Origin of the sequence: Pseudooceanicola marinus (assembly GCF_002786295.1) — a bacterium.
Classification (GTDB): domain Bacteria; phylum Pseudomonadota; class Alphaproteobacteria; order Rhodobacterales; family Rhodobacteraceae; genus Pseudooceanicola; species Pseudooceanicola marinus.
The window spans coordinates 565,312-579,938 of sequence record NZ_PGTC01000009.1; the positions used below are offsets into that span (position 1 = coordinate 565,312).

The following is a 14,627-nucleotide window of genomic DNA, read 5'->3' on the forward strand; positions in this document are numbered from 1 at the left end:
CGCCTGACCGCGGGCGGGGGCGAAGCGCCCGCCCATGGGGGCGGTCGGGCGCTGGCCGTGCCGCTGGCACGACCGGTCCGGGCTGCTTGCGCCGGTGCAGGTCAACAGGCCTGCGCAGGCCTGTTGACGGGGCGCGTTGCTCTTGGGGAGGGCTTCCAATGACCCTCGTAATTGCCGCTTTCGTCCTCTGGGCGGGCCTGTGGTATCTCAACGTGCAGCTGGCCAATGGCCGGGGCGGGGACACCCGCGCCGTGGGCCTGGCCGTGCCGGTGATTTTCGGCCTGACCCTGGTGGGCATGTGGGAGCTGATCGTGCGCGGCCTGGAGCTGCCCATGGTGATCCTGCCGGCGCCCTCGATGATCGCCGCGCGCTTCGCCAGTTCGATCCCGACGCTCTGGACCGACTTCGTGCAGACCTTCGTGAAAGGCGCCCTGTCGGGCTTCGCCATCGGCAGCCTGGCGGCCTTCCTCGTCGCCATCCTCGTGGATCGCAGCGACTTCCTGCGCCGGGGCATCCTGCCCGTGGGCAGCTTCGTCGCCGCCCTGCCCATCGTTGGCACCGCGCCGATCCTGGTGATGTGGTACGGTTTCGACTGGCAGTCGAAGGCCGCCGTGGTCACCATCATGGTCTTCTTCCCGATGCTGGTGAACATCACCGCCGGCCTGCAGGAGACCACGCAGATGCAGCGCGACCAGATCAAGACCTGGGCCGCAAGCTATTGGCAGGGCTTCTGGAAGTTGCGCCTGCCGGCCGCCATGCCCTTCATCTTCAACGGGCTGAAGATTTCATCGACCCTGGCCCTGATCGGCGCCATCGTCGCGGAATTCTTCGGGTCCCCGATTGCGGGCATGGGCTTTCGTATCTCAACATCGGTGGGGCAACTGGCGCTGGACATGGTCTGGGCCGAGATCGTCGTCGCCGCTCTGGCGGGATCGCTGTTCTACGGGGCCATTGCCCTCGTGGAACGCTGGGTGACCTTCTGGCACCCGTCTCAGCGCTGAAAGGCGCATATAAAAACACGAAGACCAAACAGGGAGTTAAACTCATGAAAAACTGGATCGCAGGGGCCGTGGCCCTGACCGCGACCACCGCCGGCGCCCAGGCCGCCGACGAGGTGACGCTGCAGCTGAAATGGGTCACCCAGGCCCAGTTCGCGGGCTACTACGTGGCCGAATCCAAGGGCTTCTACGACGAGGCCGACCTTGACGTGACGATCAAGGCCGGTGGCCCCGACATCGCGCCCGAACAGGTGATCGCCGCGGGCGGCGCCGATGTCATCACCACCTGGATGGCCGCTGGCCTGGCCGCGCGCGAACGCGGCGTGCCCCTGGTCAACATCGCCCAGCCCTTCAAGACCGGCGGCCTGCAGGTCAACTGCCTGAAGGCGGCGGGTATCGAAAGCACCGACGACTTCCCCGGTCACACCATGGGCGTCTGGTTCTACGGCAACGAATACCCCTTCTATGCCTGGATGGCGAAGCTGGGGATCGAAACTGACGGCGCCGATGAGAACGGCGTGACGGTGATCAAGCAGGCCTTCTCGGCCGATCCGCTGATCAACGGCCAGGCCGACTGCATCTCGACCATGACCTACAACGAATACGGTCAGATCCTGGATGCCGGTATTACCGAGGAGGAGCTGGTGACCTTCAACTACCTCGAAGAGGGTGTCGGCATGCTCGAAGACGGCCTCTACGTGCTGGCGGAGGACCTGGAAGATCCGGCCTTCAAGGACAAGATGGTCCGCTTCGTCGCTGCCTCCATGGAAGGCTGGAAATACGCCGAGGCGCATCCCGACGAGGCTGCCGAGATCGTGCTGGAGTACGACGAGACCGGCGCCCAGACCCTGGAGCACCAGCAGTACATGATGGGCGAGGTGGCCAAGCTGACTGCCAGTTCCGACGGCACGCTGGACCCGGCCGACTACGAACAGACCGTGGCCACGCTCCTGTCCGCCGTCAGCCCGGAAAACCCCGCCATCACCAAGGAGCCGGAAGGCGCCTGGACCCATGAGATCACCGACGAGGCGCTGAACTAAGCGCCCGGCGGATCACGGGACGGGAAGGGCCGGGCATTGCGTCCCGGCCCTTTTTGCGTCAGCGTCGCCATTCATCATGAGAAATCGGCGCAGCAGGCGCATGAAGGGGCGACGACAGGTGGCAAACGGGGCAGAGCGGCGATCACGGCCCGTGCAGGTGGCCGAGGCGATCAAGGACTACGTGGTCGAGGAAGGCCTGCGCATGGGCGACCGCCTGCCCGGAGAGGCAGAGTTGATCGCCCGCTTCGGCATGTCGAAAGGCACCATCCGCGAGGCCATGCGCATCCTCGAAGCCCAGGGGCTGGTCAAGACGCGCACCGGGCCCGGCGGCGGCAGCTTCGTGCACGAGGTCAGCCGCGAACGCGCCCAGGCGCTTCTGGGCAACTACTTCTACTTCCGCGACCTGACCCTGAAGGACATCTACCAGATGCGCCGCTGGCTGGAGCCGGAGCTTGCGGCTTCGCTGGCCGGCAAGCTGACCGATGCGCAGCTGTCGCGGCTGGACGCGGTGGTGGAAACCTACGATCACCCGTCGTCGGACGTGGAGGAGGAGCGCGAACAGCACATCGCCTCGCTGCGCTTCCATCAGCTGCTGGCGGAGTTCGCGCGCAACGAGCTTCTGGGGTTCGTCATCGGGTTCATGGCGCAAATCCTGTCGGACCTCACGATCTACCGCCGCCTCTACGAGCCGGCCAATCCCGAGCTCTGGGAGAAGGGCCGAGCCTACCAGCTGGAGCTGCTGGACGCCCTGCGCCGGGGCGATGCGGACCGCGCGCGTCTGGTCATGGCTGATCACATGGCGACAGCGGAACAGCTGATGGAGGGGCAGGAGGCGGAGATGCTGAAACGCTTCCTCACCGCCTGAGCCGCCCCCTATATCGCCATGCAGGATCGGCCCGTTCCGGGCCGAAGCCTCCGGCGGGAGTATTTCCGACAAGGTGAAGAGGCGGGACCGCGCCTGATCTGCAACCCTCCCGCTGCCTCAGGCAGGTGCACGCGCGGGGGCCATCGCGGCGGGTGCCTCGCTCGTGCCCTCTCTCCTCTTCATCTCGTCTGAAATACTCCGGGGGAGTCTCCGGCACGGAGACGGGGGCGGAGCCCCCTTGCCCCGTCGGCCCGTCACTCCGACCGGGGCGTCTCGTCCAGCCGGGCGAAGTCCGCCTCGGAGGGCGCGCGGAAGGGTGCCTCTTTGGTGGGCACCAGCCGCGCCCATTCGGCGTAGAGGCCTGTGGTGGCCCGATCGTGCAGCGCGCGCAGGTCGGCCAGGGGCGAATCGGAGGCGTCGATGCGCAGGCTCAGGGGGGCCATGTCCGGACCGAGGCACAGCAGTGCCGCCGACAGCAGTCCGCGGCTGTCCGATCCCGCGTCCTCGCCGGCCTGAAGCGCCGCCAGAAGCCGCTCGGGCATCGTCCCCGTGGCATTGGCATAGCCCTGGGCGACCGCATCGAGCACCGCTTCGGAACTGAGCATGTTGCCCGCCACCACCAGGTTTTCGTCCCGCCGGCTGGCGCAGGCCGGCACCGAGTCCGCGCCGGTGAAGGCGCCGGAGTTTCCCAGCAGATCAAGGGCCGAAAGCTGTCGGTGGGCGCGCCCCTCGTCGGGGGCCGTCACCTCGGTCACGGCGGCAGGGGCCGGGGCGCCCGCCTGCATCTCGTCCAGCACCGCCTCGCCCCAGAGGGTCGAGGGCGCGGTGCCCTGGCTGGCGGACATGCCCGCCTCGACCCGGCCGCGCAGGACCCAGCCGCCCACGCAAAGCGATCCGGTGGCCGCCGCCCCGCCGATCCTGCCTGTTTCCGCGTCACGGACGAGTATGGAAAAGGTCATGCTGCCTCCGGTCGTTTCTTGCCTCTTGAATTTATCATGAGAATTTGGCTGAGTGCAATTTATCATGATGAATAGCGGCCGCTATGCAGAGGGAGAGGCGCAAGATGACACAGGGAATTCTCAACTGGACCCGCCGGGGGCTGCTGGCGTCGGGCACGGCCCTGACCATGGCACTGACGCTGGGCGCGGGCGATGCGGCTCAGGCGCAGACGCCACCGGGCGTTCTGATCGTCGGCCAGATCGCCGAGCCGAAGGCGCTGGATCCGGCCGCAGTGACCGCCGTCAACGATTTCCGCATCCTGATGAACATCTATGACGGGCTGGTGCGCTACAAGTCCGGCACGCTGGAGGTCGAACCGGCCCTGGCCGAAAGCTGGGACATCAGCGAGGACGGCACCACCTACACCTTCCACTTGCGTGAGGGCGTCAAATTCCACGATGGCAGCGCCTTCGACGCCGAGGCGGTGAAGTTCAACTTCGACCGGATGCTGGACGAGGATCACCCCTTCCACAACACCGGGCCCTTCCCGCTGGCCTTCTTCTTCTCCTCCGTGGAGGAGGTGACCGTCGTCGATCCGCTGACGGTGGAGTTCACCCTGAGCGCGCCCTTCGCGCCCTTCCTGTCGAACCTGGCCTATCCCACGGGGCTGATCGTATCGCCCGCCGCGGTCGAGGAATACGGCGCCGACTATGGCCGCAATCCCTCGGGCACCGGACCCTTCAGCTTTGCCGAATGGCAATCAAACACCCACGTGATCCTGAACGCCAATGCCGAGTACTGGGATGGCGCGCCCGAGCTGGAGACGGTCGTCTTCCGCCCGATCACCGATGCCAACACCCGCACCGCCGAGATGCTGGCCGGTGGCATCGACTTGATGGTCGAAGTGCCGCCCGTGTCGCTGTCGGAGTTCGAGGGGGATGATTTCACCGTCGTCGAACAGGCCGGCCCCCACGTCTGGTTCCTGATCCTGAACACCAAGGAAGGCCCCTTCGCCGACAAGCTGGTGCGCCAGGCGGCCAACTACGCGGTGAACAAGACCGCGCTGGTGGAAAACGTGCTGGAAGGGACGGCCGAGGTCGCCGCGGGTCCGATCCCGCCGGCCTTCGCCTGGGCCTATGACGAAAGCCTGGAGCCCTATGCCTACGACCCTGACAAGGCGCGCGAGCTGCTGGCCGAGGCCGGTGTCGAGAACCCCGAGCTGACCTTCTACGTAACCGAGGGCGGGTCGGGCATGCTGGATCCGGTCGCCATGGGCACCGCCATCCAGGCCGACCTGGAGGCCGTGGGCTTCGACGTTGCGATCGAGACCTACGAGTGGAACACCTTCCTGGGCGAGGTGAACCCCGGGCTGGAAGGCAAGGCCGACATGGCCGAGATGGCCTGGATGACCAACGACCCCGACACGCTGCCCTACCTGGCGCTGCGCTCGGACGCCTGGCCGGACAAGGGCGGGTTCAACTCGGGCTACTATTCCAACCCCGAGGTCGACGAGCTGCTGGAAACGGCCCGTGTCTCCACCAGCCAGGAGGAACGCGCCGCGGCCTACAAGGAGATGCAGCAGATCGTGCAGGAGGACGCCCCCTGGCTCTTCGTGGCGAACTGGAAGCAGAACGCGGTCACCTCCGGCGCGGTGGAGAACTTCGCGTTGGAGCCGTCGTTCTTCCTGCTGCTGAAGGACGTGGTGAAGAACTGATCGCCCGGCGGGTGACGTGATCCGGGGCAGGGCGGGGCGGCCTGACCTGCCCCGTCGCGCAAAGAGGGGGAGCGGGCCGTATTGCCGGTCTGGCCCCCGGCGCGGCATCCTGTCCCCGGGGACACGACACAGCAGGCGCGCGCCAGGCAATCCCAGCGGAGACGCAGATGACCGGATATATCCTGAAACGACTTCTCTCGGCGATCCCGGTGCTTTTCGGGATCACCGTCATCGTCTTCCTTATCATGGCGATGATCCCGGGTGATCCGGCGCTGGCGATCCTGGGCGCCTATGCCACGCCCGAGAATGTCGAGAAGATCAACCGCGACCTCGGCCTCGATGCGCCGCTGGTGGCGCGGTATTTCATCTGGCTGGGCAACATGCTGACCGGGGATTTCGGTACCTCCTTCAGCCTCAACCGCCCGGTGATCGACGAGGTGCTGGACCGGTTCGGCGCCACGTTGCTGCTGGCCGGGACCTCCTTCATACTCTGCGCGATCCTCGGGATCGCGGCGGGCGTGGTCAGTGCCGCCAGGCAATACGGCTGGGCGGACAAGGGGATCACCTTCGCGGTGCTTCTGGGGATTTCGATCCCGTCCTTCTTCCTCGGCATGATGATGATCCTGATCTTCGCGGTCGAACTGCGCTGGTTCCCGGTGTCGGGGATGCGCATGGCCTATGGCGGCGGCGGCTTTGCCGATGTGGCAAACCACCTGGTGATGCCCGCCATCGCGCTGGCGGTCGTGGCCACGGGCGTCGTCGCGCGGCTGTCGCGCTCGGCCATGCTGGAGGTATTGCGCCAGGACTTCATCCGCACCGCGCGCGCCAAGGGTGTGGGCGAGGGGCGGGTGATCTGGGGCCATGCCCTGCGTGCCGCCATGGTCAGCATCATCCCGGTTCTCGGAATCCAGGCGGGCTTCGTGCTGTCGGGGGCGGTCTATATCGAGATGGTGTTCCAATGGCCCGGGGTGGGCCGGATGCTGGTGGACGCGATCCTGAAGCGGGACATCCTGCTGGTGCAGGGCGGCGTCGTCTTTGTCGCGGCCTGCTACGTGCTCTTCAACATCGCGGTGGACGTGGCGCAATCGCTGCTCGATCCCCGGATCAAGACCTGAGGAGGCGCACAACATGCAATTCCTGAGCCTCATCGCCCGCAATCGCCTGGCTGCCGCCGGGGGGATCGTGCTGGTGATCGTGATCGCGCTGGCGCTGATCTCTCCGCTGCTGCCGCTGCCGGACCCGGATGTGACCGATACCGCCAACCGCTTCCTGCTGCCCGGCGCGGAAGGGCACCTCTTGGGCACCGACCACCTGGGCCGGGACCTGGCCGCGCGGCTGATGGACGGCACGCGCCTCAGCCTTGCCGTGGGGTTTGCCGCCGCCTTCTTCGCGGCCTTCTTCGGGGCCGCCATCGGGATCATCGCGGGCTATTTCGGCGGGCGCACGGACAACCTGATCATGCGCGCCGTCGACATGCTGATGGCCTTTCCCTACATCCTGCTGGCCCTGGCCATCGTCGCCGCGCTTGGCCCCGGGCTGGTCAATGCGCTGATCGCCGTGGCCGCCGTCAACATCCCCTTCTTCGCGCGTAACATCCGTGGCGTCACGGTGGGGCTGGCCAACAAGGAATTCGTCGATGCCGCACGTCTGGCGGGCCTCGGCCACACCCGCATCATCCTGACGGAGATCCTGCCCAACGTGATCCCGGTCATCGTCATCGCCATGTCCACGACCATCGGCTGGATGATCCTGGAAACGGCGGGGCTGTCCTTCCTCGGGCTGGGCAGCCAGCCGCCGCAGGCCGACCTCGGGTCGATGCTGGGCGAGGCGCGCGGCGCGCTGATCACCAATCCCCATACTTCCATCGTGCCAGGGGCGATGATCCTGGTCATCGTCATGGGCATCAACCTGCTGGGCGACGGGGTGCGCGACGCGCTGGACCCGCGCCTGCGCTCGGGCGCCCTGACCCGGCCCATGGCGGCAACGCAGGTGCGCCGCAAGGGCCCCGTGCCCGCCTCCGAAGACGCCGAGGCGGTGCTGGAGCTGCAGGGCCTGCAAACCCAGTTCCACGTCAAGGATCGCATCTACAAGGCCGTGGGCGGCGTCTCGATCAAGGTGGCGCCGGGCGAATGCCTCGGCGTGATCGGCGAAAGCGGCTCGGGCAAGTCGGTCACGGCGCTGTCGGTCATGGGGCTGGTGGCCTCGCCGCCGGGCGTCATCACCGGGGGTGCGGCGCGCTACAAGGGCGAGGACCTGGTGGGGGCGCCCTACGATCACCTGCGCCGGCTGCGCGGGGATCGGGTGGCCTATATCTTTCAGGATCCGCTGGCGACGCTGCACCCGCTCTACAAGGTCGGTGACCAGCTGGCCGAGGCGATCCTGGTGCACCACAAGGTCGGCAAGGCGGAGGCGCGACGCCGCGCGGTGGACCTGCTGAAACAGGTGCGCATCCCCAATGCGCAAAGCCGCGCCGACAGCTACCCGCATGAGATGTCGGGCGGCATGCGCCAGCGCGTCGGCATCGCCATGGCGCTGGCCAATGACCCCGATGTCATCATTGCGGACGAACCCACGACGGCGCTGGACGTGACCGTGCAGGCGCAGATCCTGTCGCTGCTCAACGACCTGCGCCGCGAACGCGGGCTGGCCATCGTCTTCATCACCCATGACTTCGGCGTGGTCGCGCAGCTGTGCGACCGTGTGGCCGTCATGTACGCGGGCCGCATCGTGGAGACCGGCCCGACCGAGGCGGTGCTGGACGCGCCCGCGCATCCCTACACCGCGCGGCTGATCGCCTGCGTGCCGGAACTGGGCGGCGGTCGCCGGCGGCTGGAGGCGATCCCGGGCCTGCCACCCGCCGTCGACCGGCTGGAGCCCGGCTGCGCCTTCGCGCCCCGCTGCCTGAAGGCGCAGGACGCCTGCCGCCAGGGAGAGATCCCGCTGGAGGGACCGGGCGCGCGCGAGGTGCGCTGTCTCTACCCCGAAACGGAGCTCAAATCGGAGGGCGTGGCATGAGCGCGGTTCTGAAACTCGACGGTCTGGCCAAGAGCTTTCCGGTCGGCAAGCGCCTGCTGGGCGCGCCGCGCGGTCTGGTGCATGCGGTGCAGCCGGTGGACCTGGTGGTGGCGCAGGGGGAGACCCTGGGCATCGTCGGCGAGTCGGGCTGTGGCAAGTCGACCCTGGCGCGGATGCTGGTTGGCCTGCTGCCGCCCAGCGAGGGCACAATCGAGATCAACGGGGCGCCTCTGGACAACGCCGATCCGGCGGAGTTCGGCAAGAAGATCCAGTATGTCTTCCAGGATCCCATTTCCTCCCTCAACCCCCGCAAGACCATCCGCCAGGTGATGGAGGCGCCGCTGAAACGTCTGCACGGGCTGGACCGGGCGCAGCGGGAGAAACGCATTTCCGAGATTTTCGCCTCCGTGAACCTGCGCGAGGAATTCCTCGATCGCTACCCGCACGAGTTTTCCGGCGGGCAGGCCCAGCGGATCGGCATCGCCCGGGCGCTGGCGGCAGAGGCCAAGATCCTGATCCTCGACGAGCCGGTCAGCGCGCTGGACGTCAGCGTGCAGGCCCAGGTGCTGAACCTGCTGGCGGACCTGAAGGCGAAGCTGGGTCTGACCTATCTCTTCATCAGCCACGACCTGGCGGTGGTGGAGGCCGTGTCGGACCGCGTTGCCGTGCTCTACTTCGGGTCGGTGGTCGAAGTGGGGCGGGCCGAGGACATCTTCCGTGCCCCGCGCCATCCCTACACGCAACTGCTGGCCCGTTCCGCCCCCGTTGTGGGGCGCGCCCTGTCGGCGCCCGAGGGGAAGGAGACCGAGCTGCCCGACCCGCTGAACCCGCCGGCGGGCTGCGCCTTCAAGGCGCGCTGCCCGCGTGCGACGGAAGAATGTGGGCAGCGGGTGCCGAAACTGGAAGGCGACGCGGCGCATCGCGTGGCCTGTTTCCATCCGCTGGAGGGCTAGCCCCCGTCAGTCGGAGGCGATCCGCACCGAGCTGGCGACCCAGGGGTAGGGGGCCACGTCCGTTTCCTCCGCGATCTGGCGCAGCAGCGCGCGCAGGTCGGTGGCCAGCCGCGTCGGCACCGTCTTCAGGATGCCGCGGCGGGCGGTCAGCACGATCCGGCGCGACAGCGGCGCGAAGGGCAGGGGGTGGATGTCGAGATGCGGCATGAGCCGCCGAGCCCGCAACAGGGCCAGCGGCGGCAGGATTGTCCAGCCCGTGCCGGCGGAGACCAACGCGAGGATGGCGTGGTAGCTGTCCAGCTCGAACCGGTGATCCAGGCGCAGGTTCTGCTGCGCCAGGTGGGTCGAGATCAGCCGCCCCATGTAATGCCGCGTCGTGTACTGGATCATCGGCTGGCCCTTCAGCTGGTCCAGCAGAGGGCGCGCGGAATCGACGGCGCCGGGGGCGGTGGCGACGATGAAATCCTCGGTCAGGATGTCATGCACCTCTGCCCAGTCGGCGGGTTCGGCCATCTCGGCGGCGATCACCACGTCCAGTGCCTCGGTGTCCAGCTGATCGTGCAGATAGTGGGAGGCGCCGGTTTCCAGCAGGAAACGGCATTCGGCCAAATCGCCCGCCATGCGGGTCAGCAAGCGCGGGGTCACGTCGGCCTCGAAATCCTCGATCACCCCGAGGCGCAGCCGGGTCAGGGCGGGCGCGCCGGCCACCGCCAGCTCGGCCCGGGCCTGGGCGGCCTCGGTCAGGATTGCCTCGGCCCGCCGCCGGAAGGCCTCGCCCGAGGGGGTCAGGGTGATGGGCCGCGCCTGGCGCATCAGCAGCGTGGCGCCCAGGGCGGTTTCGAGGTTGGTCAGCTGTTGCGATACGGCGGAGGGGCTGGCGCCGAGGCGCCGTGCCGCGGCCGAGATCGAGCGTTCCTCGGCCGTGGCGACGAAGACCTCGATCCCCCAGAGGGTGACCCGTCCGGGAGAGGCGGCGGCGGTTTTATCGGCCATGGTCAGCCCGTTGCTCGTCTCGGTGCGCAGGGCCCTTGCCGGGCCTGCGCGGCCGGGGTCAGCTCATCTTCGACAGTTTCGACTGCAGCTCGGCCAGCTGCTTGCGGATGCTGTCGAGGTCGTCGCCCTCGGCCGGCGTCGCGCTGCCGCCTTCCTCGTCGGTGGGCGCCGACCAGTTGCCGGAAAAGCCGGTGGTCATCGCCTTCAGGAAGGCCGCCTGCTGCGCCTGCATCGCCTCGATGCCGGGCATGTTGGCCATCATCGGGTTCACCTTCTCCAGGTTCTCCATCATCTTCGACTGCCCGTCGCGGAGCATCTCGAAGGAGGCTGCCAGGAATTGCGGCACCACCGATCCGGCGGAGGACGAGTAGGAGCGCACCAGATCGTTCAGCACGTTCAGCGGCAGCACGTTCTCGCCGCGGCTTTCGTGTTCCGCGATGATCTGCAGCAGGTACTGACGGGTCAGGTCGTCGCCGGATTTCAGATCAACGATCTGCACCTCGCGCCCGCCCCGGATGAAGCCCGCGATGTCCTCCAGGGTGACGTAGTCGCTGGTCTCGGTGTTGTAGAGCCGGCGCGACGCGTAGCGTTTGATGAGAAGCGGAGATTCACTATCAGCCACCGGTTATCCCTCCCCGATTATGCAGCATTGCAGCGAAGCCTAGATCACCGTTTCACAAAAAGAAAGCTCTGTCAGGGGGCTGCCGGGAATTGCCATGGGGCAGGGCCGTGGCGCCGGGAGATGGTGTTAACCACCACTATCATTGCTCCTACTACCCCGGGTCCGGCGATGGTTACTCAGATCTGAACAAATTGACTGGGTAGTAAATTAAATGTTTCGATTCGCTGTGGCGACGGCCGTGCTGGGCCTGCTGAGTTCCCCTGCGCTGGCGGGCAATCCCGTGGCGCCCGTGATCGGGGCGGCGCCCTTGATGGCCCCCGCTGCGCCTGTTTCCGACTGGACCGGGATCTATGCCGGGGTGACCCTGGGCACCGGCCGCTCTGACACTTCACTGGGCGGCTATGGCATCGACGTGGCGCTGGATCACGACACCCGCGGGCTGTTCCTGTGCTATCGCCACGACGTCGGCGCCTGGGTGCTGGGCGCCGAACTGGCCTACGACCAGGCGGACGTGGACGGGTTGGGAGAGCCGGCGCGCTATGACCTTTCGGTCCAGGCGGGATACGACGCGGGGCGGGTGCTGCCCTATGTGGCCCTGGGGGTCGCCAAGCTGGAACTGACGCCGGGCGACGAGACGGGGCATTTCGTCGGCCTGGGCATTGATGTGAAGCTGACCGAACGTGTGGTGTTGGGCGCCGAGGCGCGGCGGACCTGGTTTGCCGACGACTTCCTGGGGGTCCCCGGTGCCGACATGCAGGCCGATACGTTGCTGATGCGCCTGGCCTTCCGGTTCTGAGGACTGCGCGGGGCGCAGGCCGTACTGCGCCCCGCCGGGTGGCCAGCAGAGAGACAACAGAAAAGGGCGGATCCTGCTGGATCCGCCCTTCCTTCATGCGCCCCATTACAAGGGGGAGGAGCAATCTGGGGCGCGACTTCCCGGGAGGGGAGACGTCACTTACTTCGCGGTCGAGGCCTTCTTGGCCGCGGTGGTCGCGTCCTTGGTGGCCTTCTGCACGGCGGCGGAGGCTTCCTCGGTCATGTCCTTGCCGGCGGCCATCATCAGCTCGACGGTGTCGGTCTGGACCTTCTTCGCGATCTCGGCGAAGGCGGCCATGTTCTCGGCCGACATCTCGGCGCAGGCGGAGGCGAAATCGGTCATCGCCTTGGCGTAGTCGGCCGGGTCGGTCTTCGCCTTGGACATTTCCGACATCTTGGTCAGAGTTTCCTTGGTCCACTTGGTCGACAGGTCGGTCGACTTGCCGGCGGCCTCCAGAGCCACGGCGGACAGCTTTTCATTCAGCGTCGCCTGGGTCTTGAATGCGTCTTCCATCGAGGAAGTATCGACAGGGAAAGCGCCCATGAAGTCCTTCATGATCGCGGTGTAATCTTGGGTCTTTGCCATTAGTCCATCCTCTTCTGGCCTTCCCGGAACCGTCCCCGGCTCCGGCGTTTCAATCTTAGGGAGAATATGAATGCTGCAGCGCAGAAAATCAAGGTTTTTTCTGCACTGCGGCGAGAATGGTCAGTGGCGTATGGAAATGTGAGCCGCGCCAAGGCCTTGAGGGGCGAGGCGCGGTTGACCCAAGGGAAAGGTCAGGCGGGCAGGGGCGCTGCCACGTAGGTTCCCGGGGCGTCGCAGAGCGCGGGGTGAGTCGAATCTCCCGGCGTGCGGGCCGGTACCAGCTTGCCCGAGCGCTTGCGCAGCCAGCCCTCCCAGCGGGGCCACCAGGAGCCCTCGGTGAAGGTCGCGCCTTCCATGAACTCCTCGGGCGTGGGGGGCAGGTCGTCGTTGGTGTAATGCCCGTATTTCTTCTTCGACGGCGGGTTCACGATCCCGGCGATATGGCCCGATTGCGAGACGATGAAGGTGCGGTCCTTCGATCCTGTCTTCAGGAAACCGCGGTAGGCGGATTTCCATGCGGCGATGTGATCGGTCTCGCAGGTGATCGAGCAGATCGGCAGGGTCACGTCCGCAATCTTCAGCGTCTCGCCGCAGATCTCGATGCCCTCGGTGGTGAACAGGTTCTTCTGGCAAAGATCGCGCAGGTACTGCACCGCCATCTTCGCCGGCAGGTTGGTGCCGTCGCCGTTCCAGTAGAGCAGGTCGAAGGCCGGGGGCTGTTCACCCATCATGTAGCTGCGGATCGCCGGCCGGTAGACCAGGTCGTTTGACCGCAGGAAGGAAAAGGTGCGCGCCATGATCGAGGATTTGAGCATGCCATAGCTCATCGCCTCTTCCTCGATCGCATCGACGAAATCGTTCTGCAGGAAGGGGGTGAAATCCCCCTGGTCGGAAAAGTCGGTGAGGGTGGTGAAGAAGGTGGCGGATTTGACCGAGCGGTCGCCGCGCTTCTTCATCAGCGACAGGGCCAGGTGCAGGGTGGTGCCGCCGATGCAGTAGCCGATGGTGTTCACCTGCTTCATCCCGGTGATCTGCTTCACCTGCTCGATCGCGGCCAGGAAGCCGTCCTCGATGTAGTCGTCCAGGGCGATGTCGCGGTAGGATCGGTCGGGGTTCACCCAGGACACGACGAAGAGGGTATAGCCCTGGTCGACCACCCAGCGAATGAAGGAATTCTGTTCCTTCAGGTCGAGGATGTAGAACTTGTTGATCCAGGGCGGGAAGACGATCAGCGGGGTCGAGCGGACCTCGTCTGTGCTCGGGGAGAACTGGATCAGCTCCAGCATGTGATTGCGCCAGACGACCTTGCCCGGCGCGGTCGCCACGTTCTCGCCCAGGCGGAACGCACTGTCGTCGGCCAGGCGCACCAGCATCTCACCGCCGTTGGCCTCAAGGTCGCGCACCAGGTTCTCCAGCCCCTGCACCAGGCTCTCGCCCTCGGTCTCCAGCGCGCGTTCCAGGGCGTCGGGGTTGGTGGCGAGGAAGTTCGTCGGCGCCATCATGTCGGCGATCTGGCGGGTGAAGTAGCGCAGCCGCTCCTTCTCGGTGGGATCCAGATCCTCCACATCCTCGACGGCGCGGGTCATCGCCTCGCTGTTCAGCTGATACTGCTGCTTGATGTAGTTGAAATAGGGATGCGTCTTCCACAGCGGGTTGGAAAAGCGCGGGTCGGGGGGCAGGTTGTCCTCCGGCGCTTCCAGCCGCCCCTTGGCCAGGGCCTCCTGCGCCTCAAGGAAATGGGTGACGGACTTGCCCCAGAATTCCAGCTGGTGTTCGAAGATGCGCGCGGGGTTCTGCAGCATCTCCGCCCAGTAGGCACCGGCGGCCTGGGTGAACAACTCCGGCGAGGGGGCCTGCAGGCCGGCGGGGGTGGCGTGGCGTTCCTTCAACGCGGCGATGAACCGCTGGCTGAGTTCTTCGACACGGGCCAGGTTTGCGTTCAGTTTTTCGAGATTTTCTTGGCTCGAAAGCGGGCCATCTTCGGTCTCTTGTGTTGTCATCTATACGATTCCCCCCTATTTTCTGCTCTGCAGCATGCGCTGATCTCCGGTCCTGGCCCCCGATGAGGGGGCGGGCGGAGGCGCGC

At 66.6% G+C, this 14,627-nt stretch carries 13 protein-coding genes; 8 read left to right on the forward strand and 5 right to left on the reverse strand.

The window, feature by feature from the left end; translation table 11 throughout:
• The first annotated feature begins 158 nt into the window (after positions 1-158).
• The 3 genes from CVM50_RS03785 to CVM50_RS03795 all read left to right on the forward strand — a co-directional run bounded on the left by CVM50_RS03785 (position 159) and on the right by CVM50_RS03795 (position 2,903).
• Entirely contained in the window at positions 159-1,001 is an 843-nt protein-coding gene (locus CVM50_RS03785) for an ABC transporter permease (protein WP_085886044.1), read from the forward strand.
• A 44-nt stretch (positions 1,002-1,045) separates the two neighbouring features.
• Complete coding sequence (locus CVM50_RS03790; RefSeq protein WP_085886043.1) at positions 1,046-2,038, forward strand: ABC transporter substrate-binding protein; 993 nt, start codon at positions 1,046-1,048, stop codon at positions 2,036-2,038.
• A gap of 151 nt (positions 2,039-2,189) precedes the next feature.
• Positions 2,190-2,903, forward strand: a complete 714-nt coding sequence (locus CVM50_RS03795; RefSeq protein ID WP_085886042.1) for a FadR/GntR family transcriptional regulator — start codon at positions 2,190-2,192, stop codon at positions 2,901-2,903.
• A gap of 254 nt (positions 2,904-3,157) precedes the next feature.
• Here the strand turns inward: CVM50_RS03795 and CVM50_RS03800 are convergent, their stop codons facing one another.
• Positions 3,158-3,862 (reverse strand): DUF1028 domain-containing protein, encoded by a 705-nt coding sequence (locus CVM50_RS03800; protein WP_085886041.1) that lies wholly within the window; start codon positions 3,860-3,862, stop codon positions 3,158-3,160.
• A 104-nt stretch (positions 3,863-3,966) separates the two neighbouring features.
• Between CVM50_RS03800 and CVM50_RS03805 the strand changes: the two genes are divergently transcribed.
• The 4 genes from CVM50_RS03805 (at position 3,967) to CVM50_RS03820 (ending at position 9,524) form a co-directional block, all read left to right on the forward strand.
• Positions 3,967-5,556: an ABC transporter substrate-binding protein gene (locus CVM50_RS03805; RefSeq protein WP_085886040.1), complete on the forward strand. Its 1,590-nt coding sequence runs from the start codon at positions 3,967-3,969 to the stop codon at positions 5,554-5,556.
• A 167-nt stretch (positions 5,557-5,723) separates the two neighbouring features.
• Entirely contained in the window at positions 5,724-6,671 is a 948-nt protein-coding gene (locus tag CVM50_RS03810; protein WP_085886039.1) for an ABC transporter permease, read from the forward strand.
• A 13-nt stretch (positions 6,672-6,684) separates the two neighbouring features.
• On the forward strand, positions 6,685-8,571 hold the full coding sequence (locus tag CVM50_RS03815; protein WP_085886038.1) for a dipeptide/oligopeptide/nickel ABC transporter permease/ATP-binding protein: 1,887 nt from the start codon (positions 6,685-6,687) through the stop codon (positions 8,569-8,571).
• Complete coding sequence (locus CVM50_RS03820; protein ID WP_085886037.1) at positions 8,568-9,524, forward strand: ABC transporter ATP-binding protein; 957 nt, start codon at positions 8,568-8,570, stop codon at positions 9,522-9,524. Before CVM50_RS03815 ends, CVM50_RS03820 begins: the two co-directional genes overlap by 4 nt.
• Positions 9,525-9,530: 6 nt before the next feature.
• Here the strand turns inward: CVM50_RS03820 and CVM50_RS03825 are convergent, their stop codons facing one another.
• Complete coding sequence (locus tag CVM50_RS03825) at positions 9,531-10,517, reverse strand: LysR family transcriptional regulator (RefSeq protein ID WP_085886036.1); 987 nt, start codon at positions 10,515-10,517, stop codon at positions 9,531-9,533.
• A gap of 58 nt (positions 10,518-10,575) precedes the next feature.
• Entirely contained in the window at positions 10,576-11,139 is a 564-nt protein-coding gene (gene phaR, locus CVM50_RS03830; RefSeq protein ID WP_085886035.1) for a polyhydroxyalkanoate synthesis repressor PhaR, read from the reverse strand.
• A gap of 211 nt (positions 11,140-11,350) precedes the next feature.
• Here phaR and CVM50_RS03835 point away from each other — a divergent pair, with 211 nt between their 5' ends.
• Positions 11,351-11,935: an outer membrane protein gene (locus CVM50_RS03835; RefSeq protein ID WP_085886034.1), complete on the forward strand. Its 585-nt coding sequence runs from the start codon at positions 11,351-11,353 to the stop codon at positions 11,933-11,935.
• 159 nt (positions 11,936-12,094) lie between these two features.
• Here CVM50_RS03835 and CVM50_RS03840 read toward each other — a convergent pair whose 3' ends face one another.
• Both CVM50_RS03840 and CVM50_RS03845 read right to left on the reverse strand, forming a co-directional pair.
• Positions 12,095-12,541 carry a phasin family protein gene (locus CVM50_RS03840; RefSeq protein WP_085886033.1) on the reverse strand — a complete coding sequence of 149 codons (447 nt, stop codon included), beginning with the start codon at positions 12,539-12,541 and terminating at the stop codon, positions 12,095-12,097.
• Positions 12,542-12,732: 191 nt separating this feature from the next.
• Positions 12,733-14,541, reverse strand: a complete 1,809-nt coding sequence (locus CVM50_RS03845; RefSeq protein ID WP_085886032.1) for a PHA/PHB synthase family protein — start codon at positions 14,539-14,541, stop codon at positions 12,733-12,735.
• Positions 14,542-14,627: the final 86 nt, after the last annotated feature.